Source organism: Microlunatus endophyticus (assembly GCF_014646195.1).
GTDB lineage: Bacteria > Actinomycetota > Actinomycetes > Propionibacteriales > Propionibacteriaceae > Microlunatus > Microlunatus endophyticus.
The window spans coordinates 60,644-80,738 of sequence record NZ_BMMZ01000003.1; the positions used below are offsets into that span (position 1 = coordinate 60,644).

Consider the following 20,095-nt stretch of genomic DNA (forward strand, 5'->3'; position numbering starts at 1 on the left):
AAAGGCGCCATGGTATTCATCGTCCGACGCCTCATCGCGTCGATCCCGGTCCTGCTCGGGGTGACGATCATCGCGTTCCTACTGATCCACATGGTCCCCGGAGATCCCGCGCAGATCATGCTCTTCGGTTCCAACGCGACTCCCGAACAGCTCGCGGCTCTACATCGCCAACTGGGGTTGGATCTTCCTCTGTGGAGGCAGTACGCCGACTTCATCGGCCAACTTCTCCACGGAGATCTCGGCACCTCTTACGCAACGCACAACAGCGTTGCCCACGAACTTGTGTCCAGAGCCCCCAGCACCCTGCAGCTGACCGGCTCGGCCATGCTGATCGCGGTCGTGATCGGCGTTCCGCTCGGTCTGATCGGTGGGTTCAGACCGAACTCGATCTGGGATTCGATCTCGCGGGTGATCGCGTTCATCGGGGTCGCCGTTCCCTACTTCTTCCTTGCCCTGCTGCTCGTGTTGATCTTCGCCATCCAGTTGGATGTGCTTCCCGCGATCGACAACGGAACGCCCGCAGCGCTCGTGCTCCCAGCGATCTCCCTCGGCTGGGGCTACGCAGCGATCCTGACCCGGCTGGTACGCGGTCGGGTGATCGAGGAATACAACAGCGACTACGTGAAGTCGGCCCGGGCGCGCGGCTGCTCGGAAGCACGGGTGCTGCTCGGCCACGTCTTCCGCAACTCGGCCATTCCCGCGATCACGATGCTGGGACTGCAGTTCGGGAACATCCTGACTGGCGCGGCAGTTTCGGAGGTGATCTTCGGGCGACCCGGCGTTGGCAGCTTCCTTGCGAACTCGATCACCAACAAGAACGTACCGGTCGTCCAGGGCGCCGTGGTGCTGATCGGCGTCGCCTACATCGTGATTAATTTGGTGGTCGATCTGGTCGTCGGCGCAGTCGATCCGCGCGCCCGGGTCGCGGGCGCCACAGCCTGAGTCACGCGTCGAAAGGAGAAGCTCATGACGATTACTGCAGTTGCCGCCGAAGTGCGAGCGCAGCGACATTTCCAAGGCACCGTCAGGCGGCGGGTCACCTCGATCGTGATGATCGTGATCATCCTGGCCTTCGCAGCGGTGCTGGTCATGCCTGGACTCATCGCCCACACCAGCCCACTCGATAACGGGATGGACCTATTGGCCGCGCCGTCGGCACATCATCCCTTCGGCACCGACCAGCTCGGCCGAGACATCTACGCCCGGGTGATCTTCGGAGCTCGGCCGGTACTGACGGCCAGTCTGCTGGGCGTGCTGTTGGCAAGCCTGGCCGGAGTGACGGTCGGCACCATCGGTGGCATCGCTCCCCGGTGGATCTCGACGGTCGTGATGCGGATCGTCGACATGCTGCTCGCCCTGCCCGTTCTCCTGATCGCGCTGATCCTGATCGCAACCATCGGGACCGGCCTCTGGAGCATCGTCATCGCTCTGGGGGTGGCGTACACACCCGGTTTTGCGCGCATCGTCGAAGCCTCGATCCGCAAGCTGCGCGCGATCGAATTCGTCCAGGCAGCAAGGATCTTCGGTTCCGGCGGTGTTCAGATCACCATCCGACACCTGTTACCCAACCTGATCACCGAGGTGATCGTGATGGCCAGCAGCGCGATCGGGTGGGCCACGCTGACCGCGACGACGCTCAGCTTTCTCGGACTCGGCGTCCAGCTGCCCAATCCCGACTGGGGCAGCGATCTCGCAGCCGGTGCGACGAGCCTCTCCACGAATTGGTGGCTGCCGACCTTCCCGGGCCTGGCGATCACCGTCACCATCCTGGTGGCCAATTACGCGGGCGACTGGATGATGGATCTCCTTGACCCTCGCCGGACCCGCAGCCACGCCCGTTTCCGCTTTCTCCGCGGAATCGGACACACGATGCCCGCCGCAACGAACGCATCAGCGGCATCGGAAGGTGTGCCCGGCATGGCGGGTCCGGCCAGGGAAGCGGCCCCGCAGACCTCATCGTCCACAGCCAGCGAAAGACAATCATGACCTCCGCCACGCCCCACGCCGATGCGTTGTCCACCGCCTCCGACCATCCGGTTCTTGCCGTACGCGATCTCCGGGTCGCGATCGACACCCCGGCCGGCGTGGTCCGTCCGGTCGACGGGGTCACTTTCGACGTCCGCCGCGGCGAGACACTCGGCGTGGTCGGAGAGTCTGGTTCAGGCAAGACGATGACCGCCATGGCGGTGCTACGCCTGCTCCCCGGCAACGGCCGCGTCGACTCCGGCTCCATCGAGTTCAACGGCACCAACCTGACGAAGCTCTCCGGACCCGAACTGCGGTCGTTGCGCGGACGAGACATCGGGATGGTGTTCCAAGATCCCATGACCTCGCTCAACCCGACCCGGACCATCGGAAGCCAGCTCAGGGAGGCCTACCGGATCCACCATCGGAACAGTTCCAGGGCGGAGGCCGATCGTCGCGCGGTCGAGGTATTGTCCTTGGTCCGCATGCCCCGGCCACAGGACCGGCTCCGGAGCTACCCGCATCAGCTGTCCGGCGGCATGCGGCAGCGAGCGATGATCGCGATCGCCCTTGTCTGCGAGCCGAAACTGCTAGTTGCCGACGAGCCGACCACGGCCCTCGACGTCTCGATCCAAGCACAGATCCTCGAGCTGCTCGACGATCTCAAGCAGCGGCTCGGGATGGCCGTCATCCTGGTTACTCATGATCTTGGGGTGATCGCTGGGTATGCCGACCGCGTTGCCGTCATGTACGGCGGTCGGATCGTCGAGCAAGCTCCGACCCAGACCCTGTTCAGCGCTCCGCTGCATCGCTACACCCAAGCTCTGCTGGAATCGATGCCTACGGTCGAGATGGACCCGGACAGCGCGTTGACCTCGATCCCCGGATCTCCGCCCCAGCTGATCGATCTTCCGCCGATGTGCCGCTTCGCCGATCGCTGCCGCTACGCCGACCAGCTGTGTCGAGGTCAGGATCCTGTCTTGCTGGAGGTGGCTCCTGATCATGTGCACGCCTGTTTCCACGCAGGCCCCGCCGCGCCGCCGGAGTCGACGGACTCGCTCCTGGGACGACCGACGAGGCAACTGCCGGAGGCGGAGGACATCCCGGCAGGAGTGAGCTTGATCACCGCCGACCATCTGGAGAAGCAGTATCGGGTCAAGAGCGCCGACCTGTTCGGTCGTTCCCGCCCGCTGCACGCGGTCTCCGATGTCAGTTTCGAGGTCCGGGCCGGGGAAACCCTGGGAATCGTGGGCGAATCCGGTTCGGGAAAGACTACCGTCGGACGGCTCCTCGTCGGACTCGAGCAGTCGACCAAGGGCTCAGTCACCGGCGTGGGGGTACCGACCGGACGGGCCCGAGCCGGGACAGTGCAGATGATGTTCCAGGACTCCGGCGCCGCACTCGATCCGCGGATGTCCGTACTCGACCTGATCGCCGAACCGCTGGTGGTGCAGCGGATCGGAACCCGCGCCGAACGCCGGCGACGTGCCCTGGAGCTCTTGGACGCGGTCGGGCTGCCCCAGTCGGCCGCACAGCGCCGCCCGCACGAATTCTCCGGTGGCCAGCGCCAACGGATCGCCATCGCCCGTGCGCTGATCCTGCGGCCGAAGATCATCATCGCCGACGAACCGGTCTCCGCTCTGGATGTATCGGTGCAGGCGCAGATCCTCAATCTGATGCGATCGTTGCAAGTCGAGTACAACGTGACCTATGTCGTCATCTCCCACGACCTGTCCCTGTTGAAATACCTCGCCGACCGCATCGCGGTCATGTACCTGGGGAAGCTGGTGGAGATCGGGCCGACCGACTCGGTCTACGGCAACCCACGTCACCCCTACACGGCCGGATTGATCGCATCCATCCCGCGTCCTCACGCCTCCCGAGAGGTAGCTCGCGCTCAAGGTGGCTTGTCCGGCGAGATCGCCTCCGCCATCGATCCGCCGAGCGGCTGCCGGTTCCGCACCCGTTGTCCTCTGGCGACCGAACTGTGTGCCGAGCAGGAGCCGGCGCTCGTACTTCGGGGCGGTTCGCACCCGGTCGCCTGTCACTATCCCGTCGAGGGTGCAGCTCCCACGTTCCACCCTGCGGAGTCCGTCACGGCATGAGCACGACGCGGGACACCATCGCGGTGGTGAGTTCCGGCGGCACCTTCGGGATGCGGGACACCGCTCGAGGGTTGGCGCCCGCCCCGGTCCGCGACCGGATCCGCCGGCTCGTGGACGGTGCGCCCCGTCCGTGTGAGGTCTTCGAACTGGAACCCCAGATCGACAGTGCTCACGCTGCACCCGCGGATTGGCAGCGGCTGGTCGATGTGGTCGCCGAGCTCGGCCCTCAGCACTCCGGAATCGTGATCATCCACGGCACTGACACCATGGCCTACGCGGCGGCAGCCGTCGCGATCGCCCGCCATGTGCGGCCTTCTCCGGTCGTGTTCACGGGAGCGCAGATCCCCATCGCGGTGTCGGATTCGGACGGTCCGGCAAACCTCGAGGCGGCGCTGAGGAGAACCGCGCGGATTCCGACGCCTCGGGTCGAGATTTGCTTCGGCGGTCAGGTGATCAACGGTGCGCGGGCAACAAAGCTGTCCGCTACGGGACTGGCAGCGTTTGGCGAGGTGCCCTTCGCCCACGGTCACGACGGCGGCCGGACGGAGGCCACCCCACCGACCGCATTGGAGGAGCGCTTCGAAGGGTTCGGCGACGATGAGATCCCGGTGCTGCGCTGCTATCCCGGGATGTCCGCAGCAACGATGGACCGCATGATCGCCGGACGCAGAGCAGTGGTGCTGCAGTGCTACGGATACGGGAACCTGCCGACGAACGAAGCCATCCTTCGGGTCCTGCGGACCGCCATCGACGCCGGCACTCTCGTGGTCGCCATCAGCCAATGCGCCGAGCCGGCGATCAGCCTCGGAGTGTCCCATCCCACGACCGCGCTGGCCGAATCCGGTGTCATCAGCGGACACGATCTGACCACGGAAGCTGCCCTGGCGAAACTGCACTACCTGCTGCGCTGCGACCTCAGCGCCGACTTGCTGCAGGAGTGGCTGGTCACCCCGCTCGCTCACGAGATGAGCGTGAACGGACCCTGACCACACAACTGGTCGCGGCGATAGGAACGTCGACCGCGTTGCGATTCCTGGGCCCGATTCCGGCCTGGAGCACGAACACCGTCGACGTTTCTATCAGCCGAGGACGATCACCAGATCTCCGCCCTCGACCTGCTGCACCGGACCGATCGCCAGCCGTCGTACGGTTCCGGCCCGAGGCGCGGTGATCGCCGCCTCCATCTTCATCGCCTCGATCGTCGCCACGGTGGCTCCGGCCTCGACCGTGTCGCCCTCGGCGACCCGCAGGCTGACCACACCGGAGAACGGCGCTGCGACATGACCGCTGTTGCCTGCATCGGCCTTCTCCGCCGCCTTGATGTCGACCTTGATCGAATTGTCCCGGACCCGGATCGGGCGCAATTGGCCATTGAGCGTGCACATCACGGTGCGCATGCCCTTCTCGTCCGCCTCGCCGATCGCCTCCAGCCCGAGGATCACGCTGACTCCGCGACCGATCCGAACCACATGCTCCGTCTCGGCCTGCAGCCCGTAGAGGAAGTCCGCGGTGTCCAGCCGTCCGACATCGCCGTAGGCGTCCCGAGCCGCCAGGAAATCCTTGGTCGGCCCCGGGAAGAGCAGCCGGTTGAGGGCGTCCTGGGCAACCCGGCCGCCCTTGTCCAGCGCCGTCTCGTCCTCGGAGCTCAACGTCTCCTCGCGGACCGGGACCTTGCGACCCGCCAGCGCCTTGGTACGGAAGGGCTCCGGCCAGCCGGCCGACGGCGTACCGAGCTCACCGGCCAGGAAGCCGATCACCGAATCAGGGATGTCGTACTTGCCCGGATTCTCCTCGAAGTCCTTCGGATCGGCGCCCACCGCGACCAGGTGCAGGGCAAGATCACCGACGACCTTGGAGGACGGCGTGACCTTGGTCGGGCGGCCGACGATCTTGTTGGCCGCGGCGTACATGGCCTCGATCTGCTCGAATTTCTCCCCGAGACCCAGCGCGATCGCCTGCTGACGCAGGTTGGACAGCTGACCGCCCGGGATCTCATGATCATAAACGCGGCCGGTCGGGCTCGGCAGGCCGGACTCGAAGGGCGCGTAGATCCGGCGGACCGCCTCCCAGTACGGCTCCAGGTCCATCACCTTGCGCAGGTCGAGGTTGCTCTCCCGCTCGGTGTGTGCCAGCGCGGCGACCAGGGCCGACGCAGGAGGTTGACTCGTCGTTGCCGACATCGGGGCACTGGCCACATCGACCGCGTCGACCCCGGCATCGATCGCCGCCAGCAGAGTGCCGATCTGGCCACCCGCGGTGTCGTGGGTGTGCAGGTGCACGGGAAGATCGAACCGCTCCCGCAATGCTGACACCAGCCGGGCGGCGGCCGGCGGCCGCAACAGCCCGGCCATGTCCTTGATCGCCAGGATGTGCGCCCCTGCCTGGACTGCCTGCTCGGCGAGCCGCAGGTAGTAGTCGAGGGTGTAGGTCGGCTCATTCGGATCGTTGAGGTCGCTGGTGTAGCAGAGCGCGACCTCGGCGACCGTGGTATTGGTCTCGAGCACCGCCTCGATCGCCGGCCGCATCTGCTCGACGTCGTTGAGGGCGTCGAAGATCCGGAAGATGTCGATCCCGGTCTCGGCGGCCTGCTGCACGAAGGTCCGGGTGACCTTCTCGGGATACGGCGTGTAGCCGACGGTGTTGCGGCCGCGGAGCAGCATCTGCAGCGCCAGTCCCGGCATGTTGTAGCGCAACGCAGCAAGACGTTCCCAAGGATCCTCGTGCAGGAACCGCAGCGCCACGTCGTAGGTCGCTCCGCCCCAGCACTCCACCGAGAACAGCTCCGGCGTCATCCGGCCGACGTACGGCGCGATCCGCAGCAGGTCCTTGGTCCGCACCCGGGTCGCGAGCAGCGACTGGTGGGCATCCCGGAACGTGGTATCGGTGATCTCGACGTTCGTCCGACTCCGCAGCTCCGCAGCGAAACCGGCCGGACCAAGATCGAGAAGCCGCTGCCGGGAGCCGTGCGGCGACGGCACCGAAAGATCAACGCCCGCCGGCCGCTTCTCCCCCGGGTCCAGCAGCGTCGGCCTGTTGCCGTTGGGCTTGTTGACCGTGATCTCGGCAACATAGCGCAGCAGCTTGGTGCCGCGATCACCCGGAGTGCGGGCGTTCAACAACTCCGGCCTGGTCTCGATGAAGTTGGTCGCGACGTTGCCGGCCAGGAACTCCGGATCGTCCAGAACCGCTTGCAGGAAAGGAATGTTGGTACTCACGCCGCGGATCCGGAATTCGGCGAGCGCCCGCCTGGCACGGGCCACGGCGGTCGCGAAGTTCCGGCCACGACAGGTCAGCTTGACCAACATCGAGTCGAAATGCGCACTGACCTCGGCGCCGGTGTCCGCGGTGCCCCCGTCGAGTCGTACGCCTGCTCCGCCGGCCGACCGGTAGGCGGTGATGATCCCGGTGTCCGGGCGGAAGCCGTTGGCCGGGTCCTCGGTGGTGATCCGGCACTGCAGCGCGGCGCCGGTGATGGTGACCCGGTCCTGGGACAGCTCGAGATCTTCGAGGGTCGACCCGGAGGCGATCAGCATCTGAGACTGGACGAGGTCGACACCGGTGATCTCCTCGGTCACGGTGTGCTCGACCTGGATCCGCGGGTTCATCTCGATGAAGACGTGCTGACCGGCGCGGGGCCCCTCGGTCTCGACCAGGAATTCGACCGTGCCGGCGCAGGAGTAGTGCAGCGACTCGGCGAATTTCACCGCGTCGCCGGTCAATGCCGCGCGCAGCTCGTCGCTGATGTTGGGCGCCGGCGCCAACTCGATCACCTTCTGGTGCCGGCGCTGCAGCGAACAGTCCCGCTCGAAGAGGTGCATCGTGTTGCCAGCCTTGTCAGCCAGGATCTGCACCTCGATATGTCGCGGCCTGCTGACCGCCTGCTCGATGAAGACCGTCGCATCACCGAAGGCGCTGTCCGCCTCCCGCATCGCCTGGTCCAAGGCGTCGCGGAGCTGGCCCGGCTCGTCGACCCGACGCATGCCGCGGCCGCCACCGCCCGCGACCGCCTTGACGAAGACCGGGTAGCCGACCTCCTCGGCCCCGGCGACCAGCTCCTCCACGTCGTCCGACGGCGGGGTCGACTTCAAGGTCGGGATGCCGGCCGCCCGGGCAGCTCCGATCGCCCGGACCTTGTTGCCGGCCAGCTCCAGCACATCGGCCGGCGGGCCGATGAAGGTGATCCCGGCGGCATCGCACGCCCGGGCCAGATCCGGGTTCTCGCTCAGAAAACCGTAGCCCGGATAGATCGCGTCGGCGCCGCTGTCGACCGCAGCCCGGATGATGCCGTCGATGTCCAGGTAGGCCCGGACGGGATGACCGCGCTCGCCGATCTCGTACGCCTCGTCGGCCTTGATCCGGTGAACCGCATTGCGGTCCTCGTACGGATAGACCGCAACCGTCTGTGCGCCGAGTTCGTAGGCAGCACGGAAGGCGCGGACCGCGATCTCACCACGGTTGGCGACCAGGACCTTGGAGAACATGGGGAGAATCTAATAGGTCCGGCTCTGGATCCCGTCAGTGGCGTCGCACCCGGCCGACGCGACCCGGTCCGACACCACTCGGCCCACGTCCTGGGCTCGGGTCCTGGTCAGCCGCCCAGAGCGTCGAGTTCGGTGATCACATCGGCCGGCAGCTGCAGTCCGGCGCCGGCCACGTTCTCCTCCAGATGGGCGACCGACGAGGTACCGGGGATCAGCAGGATATTCTCCGACCGCTGCAGCAGCCAGGCCAGCGCAACGGCCAGCGGCGTGGCGTCCAGACGTTCCGCGATGGCATCCAGCTCGTCGGATTGCAGCCTGGAGAATCCACCCAGCGGGAAGTACGGCACGAAGGCGATGCCCTGTTCGGCCGTCGACCGGACAAGATCGTCGTCAGCACGATGGGCGATGTTGTAGAAGTTCTGTACGCAGACCACCGGGGCGATCTGCTGGGCCTCGGCCAGCTGCTCGGCGTTGATCGTACTCAGGCCGATGTGCTTGACCAGGCCCTGCTGCTGCAACTCGGCCACCGTCTCGACCTGCTCGGCGATCGAACCGGGCTCGGCCGCCTGGAAACCGCCGACCCGGACGTTGACCACGTCCAGGGCGTCCAGCCCGAGCCGGTCGAGATTGTCGTGCACCTGCTGGCGAAGCTCCTCAGGGCTCCTCGCCTCGGGCCAGCCGCCTTCGGCGTCCCGCCGGGCGCCGATCTTGGTCACGATGCGCAGATCGTCCGGATAGGGATACAGCGCCTCGCGGATGACCTCGTTGGTGACATACGGACCGTAGTAGTCGGAGGTGTCGATGTGGTTGATGCCGAGCTCGACGACCCTGCGCAGCACGGCGATCGCCGCATCCCGGTCCTTCGGTGGGCCGAAGACCCCGGGACCGGCCAGTTGCATCGCCCCGTAGCCGACCCGGGTGACCTCGAGATCACCGAGCCGGTAGGTGCCTCCGGGGAGATTGCCGCGAACAGTGGTTGATGACATGGATTCCTTCCGCACCGCGCCCACCGTGGTGTGGGCACGATCCCAGCCTTGCCCGAAGCCGGTCACGGGACAAGCTGCCTGGCCAACCTGGGATCACCAGGGCCACCGTCAGCTCGTACGCTCCGCTTATGACCTACAGTCACGAACCACTCGGATATGACTGTCCGTTCTGCCGGGTGATCCGAGAATCTGCGGAGCCGGCAACTGTCGATCCGGGCCTGGTCAGCGCCCGATCCGACGCAGTGGCGTTGATCTCCAACCGCTGGTGGCCGAACAACCCGGGACATGCGCTGGTCGTGCCCAGTCTGCATACGGAGAACCTGTACGAGATTCCGGCCCGATTCGGACATGCGGTTCATGATCTTGTCCAGCAGGTTGCCGTTGCGATGCGCGACTCATACGCCTGCGACGGCGTATCAACCCGTCAGCACAACGAGCCGGCAGGCGGCCAGGATGTCTGGCACTTCTATGTGCACGTCTTCCCGCGCTATGCCGGTGATCATCTCTACAGCACCAGCCCGCTGCCCGGCTTCGTCTCAGCCGAGGAACGGCGGCCCTACGCCGATCGACTCAAGGCAGCCTTGGTCCGATGACCAGGCTCCGAGCCAACTCATGATCTGAGCGCCTGGATCATGAGTTAGCTCGGGGTTTGGTGATTCATCGTTGACGGGCTCGAGTCAGATGACGACCGGCGTGGTGTCGATGGAGAATTCGGCCAGCGCGTCCGGAAGCGGCTCGACGCCCAGGCCGGGCCCGGTCGGCACCTGGATATAGCCGTCCTGCATGACGAACGGCTCGGTCAGATCCTTGGTGTAGAAGCGATCCGAGCCGGAGATATCACCGGGCAGGGTGAAGCCCGGCAGCGCGGCCAGCGCTGCGTTTGCTGCCCGGCCGACGCCGGTCTCCACCATCCCGCCGCACCACACCGCGATGCCGTTGGCGCGGGCGAGATCATGGATCCGCCTGGCCTCGAGGTAGCCGCCCACCCGGCCGGCCTTGATGTTGATCACCGCTGCGGCGCCGAGGGCGATCGCCGCAGCGGCGGCCTCTGCCGAGGTGATCGATTCATCCAGACACATCGGCGTGCTCATCTGCCGGGCCAGTGCCGCGTGCTGGCGCAGGTCCTCCTCACCCAGCGGTTGCTCGATCAGCAGCAGGTTGAATTCGTCCAGTCGGCGCAGCAGTGGCGCGTCGACCAGGGTGTACGCGGCGTTGGCGTCGACCTGCAGCAGCACGTCGTCGCCGAATCGTTCGCGGACCGCCCGCACTCGCTCGATATCGCGTCCTGGTTCGATCTTGAGCTTGATCCGTACGTAGCCCTGGTCGAGATAGCCGCCGACGACGTCGAGCAGTTGCTCGGTCGTCGGCTGGATCCCGACGCTGACCCCCGACGGCACCCGGTCGACGACAGCACCGAAGTACGAGCCCAGTGAGACACCCTGGCCGCGCAGTTGGGCATCGAGCACGGCCATCTCGACCGCGGCCTTGGCCATCCGGTGACCGACGACCACGCGCAACAGATGGCCGACGGTCTCCGCGGTCACCTCGACGTCGCGCAGCCGCGGCAGCAGATGATCGATGATCACGATCTTGGCGGCCGGCAGGAATTCGCCGGAATACAAGGGATGTTCGTCCGCCACGCACTCGGCCCAACCGACCAGCGGTGCCCCGTCCGCAGCCGTGGCGTGCAGCTCGAGGATCAGCGCGGTCCGGACGGTCTGGGTGCCGAAGGAGGTCGTGAACGGTGCCACCAACGGCATCGAAACAGTGTGCAGGATCAGCTCATCGATCTTCATGGTCTTCTTTCGTCGCGATCTTCTTGCGTGATGGTCTTCATACGGGCCCAGGGGGCGACGAGGAATCCGCCACCCCGCCGGAATCCGGTGACGGCCCAGCCTTCGTCGAGCAGCGCCGTGATCGCATGCCGCAGTGCCAGCCGCCACCGCAGCGCGAGCGCCGGGTCCTGCTGCCGCATCGTCTCGATGTCGGCGGGGATGATCAACTCCACCGGATCGTCGGCGATCAGCTCGCCGTGCCACACCGGAGATCCATCCGGTGCACGGTCCAGGATCACCCGGGCCGGACCGACCGGCGCTGCCGGAGGCGTCCGCTCTGCCGCAAGATCCCAGCGGACGAAGGCCCGGTCGCTCGGCTGGCCGAGATTGAGGCCGTCGTCCATCGGGCCGTAGAAGTTGATCAGGTACTCCGCGATCCGGCCGCCGAGCCGGGTCAGGTTGAAGTAGGCGTTCCGGGCGATCAGCGGGTCGAAGGTCCAGGTGATCGTCGTCAGGCCGCGCTCGAGAGCCCAGTTGCGCTGGTGCTGCTTGATCGTGAAGCCGATGCCGGTCGACATCCGGTCCTTACGCACCCCGGTGATGTGCGAGTGCAGCTCGTCACGGTCCTGGCCACCCACGAAACCGACACTGGCACCGACGAGGTCGCCGTCCTGGTAGGCGCCGACGACGTAGCCGCCGCTGTGCGCCAGCGCCAGCACCATCGACAGGTCGATCGGCGGCTGCTCCGGTGGCGCGTCCCAGATGTCGGCCAGCAGTGCGCCGACGGCCGAGACCTCCTCGAACGAGTGCAGCATCCGGATCGTCGTCACGCGGAGAGCTGGTCCTTGATCAAGATCGCGAGCAGTGCCGTACGGCCAGGGATCCTGTCCACGATCACGTGCTCGTCGTCGGCATGCGCTCCGCCGCCGACGGCGCCGAGTCCGTCCAGGGTCGGAATCCCCACGCCTGCGGTGAAATTGCCGTCCGAGGCTCCCCCGACGGCGATCGATTCCAGGGCGTCCAGCCCCGCTGCCGCGGCCAGTTCCTGTGCTCGCGCGAAAAGGTCCTGCGATGCCGAAGCCTGCAACGGCGGCCGGTTCGGTCCGCCTTCGACCTCGAGCACTGCGCCGGGCAGCACCGCGTGCAGGCGGCCGAAGTCCTCGTCCACGCGCTGTTGTTCGTCGATCGTGCGCACCCGGACGTCGACGCTGATCCGTGCCTTGGCGGGCACGGTGTTGGTGGTCGTACCCGCCGACAGCACCGTCGGGGTCACCGTTGTGCCGAGGTCCGGATCACCGAGGGTGTTGATCGCCAGCACCTGGTGGGCCAGCTCGACCCCGGCGTTGACACCCTTCTCCGGTTCGAGACCCGCATGGGCCGCGCGCCCGACGACATTGACGAAGTAGTTGGAGGTTCCCTTGCGTTCGGTCTTCAAGGCCCCGCCCGGGCCCGATGCCTCCAGCACGAAGGCGGCAGTACATCCCTGAGCCTCGGATTCGATCAAGGCTCGCGAGGTCGGCGAGCCGATCTCCTCGTCGGCGGTGACCAGCAGGGTCAGGCCGTCGACGTCGACGCCGTCCTCGACCAGCAGCCGGATCCCGAGCATGGCCTGCAGAATTCCGGTGATCATGTCGAAACAGCCGGGCCCGCGGATCACCCCGTCGACCAGGCTCCACGGATCGTCGCCCCAGGAGCCGACCGGCCACACCGTGTCGTGGTGGGCCAGCACGATCACCCGACGCGGCCCGTCGCCCAATCGCCAGGCCAGGTGCGGCCGTCCGTCGATCTCGATCCGCTCGGGGCCGACGCCCAGATAGCGGGTCCCGATCTCGGTGACCAGATCAGCACTGCGGCGCAGCGCATCAAGATCACTCGACGGCGACTCCAGCCGGACCAGCGCTTCGATGTCCTTGATCAACTCGTCCAGCGCCTGCTCGGCCCGACTCACCAGTTCTGTCACGTGATCATCATCCTTCTCATCCGCGCGTCTCATCCCACCGCATCTCGTGCAGCTGCGGCTCCGGCCCGACCCTACGGCAATTCGGGCATGTAGCGATCAAGCCAATCGACCACCCGATGGTTGTAGTCGGACCGGTGCGAGGGCGGACCGCTGATCACGAAGCCGTGCGCACCCCCGGGATAGATCACCAGACTGGTCGGCACCCGCTGCGCTCGGAGCGCGCCGAACCATCGCTCACCCTGGTTGACCGGGCACCGGTGATCCTCGGCACCGTGCAGCAGAAGAGTGGGGGCAGTCACCTTGCCCACCGAACCGATCGGTGACGCGGCGATCAGCTTCTCCTGGTCGGTCACCGGGTCCGCACCGCCGAAGACAGAGGTGAGTTCCAGGCCGAGATCGGAGGCGCCGAGCTGAGCGTTCAGATCGCAGACCACACCGCCGGCGATGGCCGCGGCGAATCGATCGGTGTGCGCGGTCAGATAACAGGTCGTGAAGCCGCCGTAGCTGTAACCCGTGATCGCCACCCGGTCCGGGTCGACCAGACCCTCGGCAATCAGCTGATCGATCGGTTCGATGAAATCCGCACGGTCTGCCGCTCCCCAACCGCCGACCACGGCCCGCATGAAGTCCTCGCCGTAGCCGTCGGAGCCGCGGGGATTGAGGATCAGCACGTTCCAGCCGCGCCCGGCCAGGACCTGCTGGTAGAGATGCACGGCGTCGGCGACACCGGTCCAGGCGTTGTGCGGGCCGCCGTGCACATCCAGCAGCAGAGGGGCGGGACCCTCCAGACCCGGCGGACGGAGCAGCCAGCCATGCACCGTTGTTCCGTCGCTGATCGTGAAGAGCCGCTGCTCGAAAGGCAGCGGGGCCGTACCGTCCAGGGATTCCATCGTCAGCCGGGTGACCGGCTGCCGGCCGCCGTCGCCGAGCCGTACGAAGATCATCTCACCGAAGGACTGGTCATCGGCGACCACCGCGACGGCTACTGCAGCGCCTGCGGCGACCGCCAGTCCCTTGACCACCTGCTGATCGCCGGTCAGCAACGGCTCGGCCGGTCCGCCGGTCACCGGAATGCGATACGCATGGGTCCAGCCACGATCCCGCAGACAGAAGATGATCTCCCGGCCGTCCGGAGTCAGCGCCGGCGCCGCGCCCGGGTAGGCCGCCGAACCGCCGGGCATCACATTGCGGTCCAACGCCGCCGTCAGATCGCGATCCGGCGCGCCGCCGAGATCCAGGACGATCAGCCGGGAGTTGCCGATCTGCTCGTCCGCACGGCCGACCGCCACCACCGCATCGCTGTCGGCCAGCCACAGCAACGGCCCGCCGACAAAACGGGTCTGCCCGATCCGTTCCGGCTCACCACCGCTGAGCGGCAGCACATAGGCACACGAGGTCATCTCGAGATCGGCATCCGGCTCGGCCCGGGCGGTGAAGGCGATCATGGTCCCGTCCGGTGAGACCACGGGGGTCCCGGCGTGCCAGTCACCGGCGGTCAGCCGACGTACGGCTCCGGTCGCCACCTCGACCGCATGCACGTGGGTCGTCCGGGCCCCGTACCGGCCGGTGCCGTCGGCCTTGAAATTGAGCCGGTCGGCAACGATCGGCGCGTTCTCCTGGCGGCCCTCGGGCTCCACCGGGGCGGAGAAAACGATCAGCGAGCCGTCCGGCGACCAGTGCGGGGATCCGGCTCCCAACGCCAGGTCGGTGATCGTCCGCACCTGGTCGCCGTCGATCGACACCACGGCCAGCTGCGGCACGCCGTCGGTCGTGCGCAGGAACGCAACGCTGCGGCCGTCCGGTGAGACGGCGGGGCTGGAGTCCGCCGGGCCGTCGGTCAGCGGCGCCGCCGGATGTCCGGGTCCGACGCTGCACAGGAGTGTCTGGTTGGAGTCGGAGTCGCGGTCGCTGCGCTGCAGGACGTAGACCGCGCGGGATCCGTCCGGAGTGATCGTGGGTGAGGTCGGCGTCTGGATCCGATAGAGGTCGTCGATGATCAGCGGCCGCAGCGCCGGCGAGTCGGTCATACAACCAGGATGGCCCGAGCGCAGCGTTCCCGCCTTAGCCGATCGTCCAAAGATCCGCTCCGGTCGTCGGCCGTCGCGCCAACACGCCGACGCCGAATCGGCGCCTCAGATCTCCGACCGGTAGACCCGCAGCTGCAGCATCAGTCCGAGGCGGGTGTCGGGGTCGCCGAGATCCACTCCGGCGATCTCGGTCAACCGCCGGAGCCGGTAGCGGAAGGTGTTCTTGTGGATGTGCAGGGCCCTCGAGGCACCGAGCACGTCGCCGAACGATTCCAGCCAGGCCTCCAGGGTGTCCACCAGTCCGGCATCGTGCGCAGCGTCGTACTCGATCAAGGACAGCAGCGGACCCCGCAACGGCTCGTCGGCGCGGACCAGATGATCACGGAATCTGTGCAGCAGGATCTCGGTGTGCACCCGGTCCACGGTCGCGATCCGCTGCGCGCTGCTCCGTGGAGAACGACAGCGATCGGCCAGCACCCGCAGCACGGCATCGGCATCCGTACGCGACCGGTGGACCCGCTCGATGTTGCTGACCGGAGAGCCGATCCCGACCAGCGGCTTGATCAGCGTCCGGATCCGCCGGCTGAACTCCTCGGCGAGCTCGACGGCGATCTTCGGCTGGTCCGGTTCGCGCAGCGGCTGAACCACGTAGACCGTCTCGTCGAGCACTGCGGACCTGGCCGACGGATGGGCGGCGCTCAGATACATCTGCACGGAGCTCGCCAGCCGCTCCAGGTCTGCTGCCGGGTGCGCGGACTCGGGCGGGACCGCAAAGGCCAGCACGACCAGCGATCCGAGCGGGAAGCCGATCCGCAGCGCCGCGTCCCGGCCGCCCGGGCCGCCGTCGAGCACGACCGCCATCTGTTCGGACCGGATCCGGCGCGCCGCATCAGCTCCGGTACGGCGGCGCAACAGTGACAGTGAGACCACCCCGGCCGCCTCGCAGAGCGCGCGGCGCTGGTGCTGGTTCAGCGGCTTGTCGACGACGACCCAGATCGACCCGAGCACCTCCCCGCCAACCTCGAGACGGATCGCCACGCGTGGTCGCACCCCGGGTGCGATCGAAGGGACGAACACCGGCTCTGCCGAGGCGTAGATGCTGGCGAAGACTCCGGCTTCGACCAGTGGCGCCGAATACTCCGACGGCACCTGGTGTCCCAGCACGCTCTCCTGGCGAGCGACATCGGCCTGATGTTGGTCCGCCGAGTAGGCGACGATCACCGAGCCGAGGTCCTCGATCGTCACCGGCCCGCCCGTCAGGTGAGCGATGGTGTCAGCCAGATCGAAGAGATCGGGACCGTTCTGATCAGCCGACGGACCGACGTCCAAGGCAGCGCCGGGCAACACGGAGTTGATCATGCTCGCCAGCTGCAGCCAGGAAGCACCACGGACCAGGTCGAGCAGGATCACGCCCGCCTGCCTGGCAGCAGAGCGGATCTCGTCCTCGGCGCTCAGCCGGTCGCGCAGCACGACACCCGTCGCGCCGTCACGGCCGGCTTCCTTGATCATCCGGACGGCGAGGTCGGTGTCAGCGGCGACGTTGCCCAGCACGAGAGTGCGCGGCGGCAGTGGTGTCGGCTCCAGCAGATCGTAGAAGCAGACCCCGTCCACCGGCGCGCTCCGGTCGAGACCGTCTTCGACAGCACGCAGCAGGGTGTACCCGAGGCGGTCGAGCAATCGCCCGATGGTGGCCGAACCCATGATCCGGCCACCCTAGCGCCGACTCCGGACGACCACACGAGTGGGACAACCGGCACCGCGAGGGTCAGCCCGCGGATCCCCTGATCGGCCGGCCGGGGAACGCACTCGGGACCAGCTCGCCGTCGCTGACGACGGAAACACCGCCGACGATCACATGCCGGAATCCGACCGAGGGCCCCAAATGCTGGTAGTCGCCGCCCGGACGTACGGTCGCCGGATCGAAGATCGTCACATCGGCGTCGGCCCCGATCCCCAGTCGTCCCTTGCGGGCCAGCGCCGGCGCCGCCTGTTCCAGAATCGTGGCCGGTACGACCGTGCTCCGCCTGATCATCTCGGTCAGGCTCATCGCACCAAGATCACGAACCACCCAGCTCAATGCCTGGGCGAAACAGCCTGTGCTGCGCGGGTGGGCGATCATGCCCGGCGGGATCGGCCAGACGTCCTCGGTCAACGCCCGGATGCCGAGCTCGCGGCCGTCGACGGGACCGACGTAGGTCATCGGCATCGCGTCAGAGGCGATCGCGCCGCCCGGATAGGTGACGGCAGCCATCAGCAGCGACACCTGCTTCGGGTCCTCAAGATCGAATGTCTCCAGCACGCACAGACCACCGGGATCGGCCGCGCGGAGCTCGCGCAGCCGACCTTCGTCGGCGACCCGCTCGCCGGTGGCGAGATAGATCACCGAGCGCGGAGTCATGCGTTGGCGCTCGAGCTGATCAGGATCGATGAAGGCGGCGCCGATCACGGTCGAGCCGGCGTGGTACGGGTAGGCCTCGGTGGTCAACCGGACGCCGCGCTGCTGGGCGGCCGTGAGCTCCTCGGCCACTCGGTCCGCCAGGTGCCCGGACGTCGAATTCATGTGGCACTGGTGGATCGGCGCCCCCGACTGTTCCGAGCTGTCGATCAACTCGCGTACGGCATCAAGGGCGTTGCCCGGGCCGACCGCAGCCATCGACCGGGAATGCACGAACATCGGCTGTCCCGCCTCAGCCGCCAGCTCGGCCAGATGATGTTGCTCGGCGATCTCGGAATCCGGTACATAGCCTTGCAGGACGCCGATGCCGATGGCGCCGTCGGCGACCTGGCCGCGTACTCGGTCGATGATCATCGCCTCCTCGCGGGCATCGGCCGGCCCGCGCCAGCGCGGACCGTCCTGGTACTTGCTGAACATGCTCAGGCCCAGTCGGAAGTCGGAATCGGCGAGCGGGCTGATCACTGTCGCATCGTCCAGGACCTGCATCCTGGCCGAAGCCCAGGAGGCCGAGTATCCGTAGTTGATCGGACGGCCGGTCTCCTCGGAATAGCGGTAGAAGTCGCTGACCGGCAGCGCACCGCCTTCGAGCTCGAGCGCTGTCGTCACCCCGTCGAGCGCCTGCAGTCGGGCGCCGTTGATCGTCTGCGCATGGCTGTGCATGTCGATGAAGCCTGGCGCTACCACCAGGCCCGTCGCGTCGATCACAGTACGGGCCCGATCGACAGCTTGATCTCCAACCGGCCCGGCATAGCTGATCCTGCCGTCGGTGATGCCGATGGCACCGACCTCGTCGCGATCATTCGCCGGGTCGATGATCCGGCCGTTGATGATCAGAGTGTCGAACCGGGTGTCGCCGCTGGGCAGGGATGTGCTGGGCACGGAGGTGCTGGGCAGGGATGTGGGGTCGGCGGGCATACCTCATGATGGACTGCCGGACCGGCGCGCGGGCCAGCCGTCCGACCAAAGAGCCGTACGACACTTTGGTCGTCTGACCAAAGGCAGCCGGCCGTACGGTCGACAAGGCTGAACGGCTATGAGCGACTCCTCGACGGCGCCGGCCCGGGCACAGATGTCCCGGGTGGCCAAGATCACCACCGGCCTGCTCTTCTTCACCTGGTTGATCGACTACTTCGACCGCCTGATCATGACCATCGCCCTCCCTGATGTCGGCAAGACATTCGGTCTGAACCACACCGAGGAAGGACTGATCGTCTCCGCCTTCTTCTTCGCCTACGCATTCTCCCAGTTGCCCGGTGGCATGCTGGCCGATCGCTTCGGCACCAAGAACGTGGTCGCCGCTGCGATGATCATCTGGTCGGTCTTCACCGGGCTGACAGCCGCCGCCTGGAGCTTCGGCGCGATGATCGCGATCCGAATCCTCTTCGGCATCGGCGAAGGGATCTTCCCCGGCGCTTCGATGAAGGCGATCGCGGAGCGGACCACCCCGCGGGAGCGCATGCTGGCCAACGGCGTGATGCTCAGCTCCAACAACTTCGGTGCAGCGGTCGCCCCGTTGGTCGCCGTACCACTGATCGCAGCGATCGGCTGGCGGGCCGGCTTCGGGGTGTCGGCGATCGCAGGCGTCGTGATGTTGATCATCCTGCTGTTGCTGCTGCCGGGCCGCGACCAGGCGGCGGTGGTCGAGTCGGCACCCGCCCCGGAGGCTGAACTGCCGAAGGCCAGGCCATGGGCGATCTTGGCCAGCCCGCAGATCTATCTCTATGTGGCGATGTTCTTCGGCCTGGACATCATCGGCTGGGGAATCAACACCTGGATGCCGTCCTATCTGGAGGAGGCGCGAGGGCTGAGCCTGAGCGGTTCTGCTGTCCTGCTGGCGATTCCGCCCGTGGTCGGCGGCTTGGCGACGATGGCCGGCGGCCGGCTGTCTGACCGACTCGGTGGCCGACCGCGGCTCAGCGTCGCGCCGGCGATGGCGGTCGGGGGTGCCGCACTGTTGGCGATGGCGTACTCGCCGTCGCTGACTGCCTTCATCATCTTCGAGTGTGTCGGTGTGGGCTGCTTCGGCCTGGCCTTCATGCCGGTGATGTCGGTTCCGCTCAAGGCTCTGAACGGGCGCTTCACCGGATCGGCTTCGGGAACGATCAACTTCGGCGGTCAGCTTGCGGGCGTCCTGGCGCCGGTGGCGATGGGTTTCCTGGTCGACCGATTCAGCTACTCCGCTGCCTTCCTGTTCCCGGTCGGCGGTGCGGCGCTGGCTCTGGTGATGGCGCTGATCGTGCCCCAGACCCCGCGGATCCTCACGTCGCAGCTGCGCCGCAATCACCGGCTCGAGGGTGGTTTCGCCGACACGGACGAGGCAGTGGCGGTCGGCGGCAACTGA

At 67.1% G+C, this 20,095-nt stretch carries 14 protein-coding genes; 6 read left to right on the forward strand and 8 right to left on the reverse strand.

Features of this window, described 5'->3' with window-relative positions; translation table 11 throughout:
- Positions 1-9 precede the first annotated feature (9 nt).
- The 4 genes from IEY07_RS07180 to IEY07_RS07195 are packed head-to-tail and all read left to right on the forward strand — an operon-like array spanning position 10 to position 5,056.
- Positions 10-942 (forward strand): ABC transporter permease, encoded by a 933-nt coding sequence (locus IEY07_RS07180; protein ID WP_188894523.1) that lies wholly within the window; start codon positions 10-12, stop codon positions 940-942.
- 24 nt (positions 943-966) lie between these two features.
- The gene (locus IEY07_RS07185; protein ID WP_188894524.1) at positions 967-1,986 is read left to right on the forward strand and encodes an ABC transporter permease; all 1,020 of its coding nucleotides are present in this window, start codon (positions 967-969) and stop codon (positions 1,984-1,986) included.
- Positions 1,983-4,070, forward strand: a complete 2,088-nt coding sequence (locus IEY07_RS07190; protein ID WP_188894525.1) for a dipeptide ABC transporter ATP-binding protein — start codon at positions 1,983-1,985, stop codon at positions 4,068-4,070. The genes IEY07_RS07185 and IEY07_RS07190 overlap by 4 nt, the downstream gene beginning before the upstream one ends.
- A complete protein-coding gene (locus tag IEY07_RS07195) occupies positions 4,067-5,056 on the forward strand; it encodes an asparaginase domain-containing protein (protein WP_188894526.1) in 990 nt (329 codons plus the stop codon). The genes IEY07_RS07190 and IEY07_RS07195 overlap by 4 nt, the downstream gene beginning before the upstream one ends.
- A 93-nt stretch (positions 5,057-5,149) precedes the next feature.
- Here IEY07_RS07195 and IEY07_RS07200 read toward each other — a convergent pair whose 3' ends face one another.
- Together IEY07_RS07200 and IEY07_RS07205 are read right to left on the reverse strand one after the other, a co-directional pair.
- Positions 5,150-8,551 carry a pyruvate carboxylase gene (locus tag IEY07_RS07200; RefSeq protein ID WP_188894527.1) on the reverse strand — a complete coding sequence of 1,134 codons (3,402 nt, stop codon included), beginning with the start codon at positions 8,549-8,551 and terminating at the stop codon, positions 5,150-5,152.
- Between the two features lie 107 nt (positions 8,552-8,658).
- On the reverse strand, positions 8,659-9,537 hold the full coding sequence (locus tag IEY07_RS07205) for an oxidoreductase (RefSeq protein WP_188894528.1): 879 nt from the start codon (positions 9,535-9,537) through the stop codon (positions 8,659-8,661).
- A 128-nt stretch (positions 9,538-9,665) separates the two neighbouring features.
- On the opposite strand from IEY07_RS07205, the gene IEY07_RS07210 reads away from it, so the two are divergent.
- On the forward strand, positions 9,666-10,130 hold the full coding sequence (locus tag IEY07_RS07210) for an HIT family protein (RefSeq protein ID WP_188894529.1): 465 nt from the start codon (positions 9,666-9,668) through the stop codon (positions 10,128-10,130).
- An 84-nt stretch (positions 10,131-10,214) separates the two neighbouring features.
- On the opposite strand, the gene menC is transcribed toward IEY07_RS07210, so the two are convergent.
- From menC to IEY07_RS07240, 6 genes are all read right to left on the reverse strand, one after another.
- A complete protein-coding gene (gene menC, locus IEY07_RS07215; protein WP_188894530.1) occupies positions 10,215-11,333 on the reverse strand; it encodes an o-succinylbenzoate synthase in 1,119 nt (372 codons plus the stop codon).
- Positions 11,330-12,142, reverse strand: a complete 813-nt coding sequence (locus tag IEY07_RS07220; RefSeq protein WP_188894531.1) for a GNAT family N-acetyltransferase — start codon at positions 12,140-12,142, stop codon at positions 11,330-11,332. Before IEY07_RS07220 ends, menC begins: the two co-directional genes overlap by 4 nt.
- A complete protein-coding gene (locus tag IEY07_RS07225) occupies positions 12,139-13,272 on the reverse strand; it encodes a M20 family metallopeptidase (protein WP_229669815.1) in 1,134 nt (377 codons plus the stop codon). Before IEY07_RS07225 ends, IEY07_RS07220 begins: the two co-directional genes overlap by 4 nt.
- A 71-nt stretch (positions 13,273-13,343) precedes the next feature.
- Positions 13,344-15,299 (reverse strand): S9 family peptidase, encoded by a 1,956-nt coding sequence (locus IEY07_RS07230; RefSeq protein ID WP_188894532.1) that lies wholly within the window; start codon positions 15,297-15,299, stop codon positions 13,344-13,346.
- A 105-nt stretch (positions 15,300-15,404) separates the two neighbouring features.
- On the reverse strand, positions 15,405-17,000 hold the full coding sequence (locus tag IEY07_RS07235; protein WP_188894533.1) for a PucR family transcriptional regulator: 1,596 nt from the start codon (positions 16,998-17,000) through the stop codon (positions 15,405-15,407).
- Between the two features lie 64 nt (positions 17,001-17,064).
- Positions 17,065-18,669: an amidohydrolase family protein gene (locus IEY07_RS07240; protein WP_188894534.1), complete on the reverse strand. Its 1,605-nt coding sequence runs from the start codon at positions 18,667-18,669 to the stop codon at positions 17,065-17,067.
- A gap of 118 nt (positions 18,670-18,787) precedes the next feature.
- Here IEY07_RS07240 and IEY07_RS07245 point away from each other — a divergent pair, with 118 nt between their 5' ends.
- Positions 18,788-20,095 carry an MFS transporter gene (locus tag IEY07_RS07245; RefSeq protein ID WP_188894535.1) on the forward strand — a complete coding sequence of 436 codons (1,308 nt, stop codon included), beginning with the start codon at positions 18,788-18,790 and terminating at the stop codon, positions 20,093-20,095.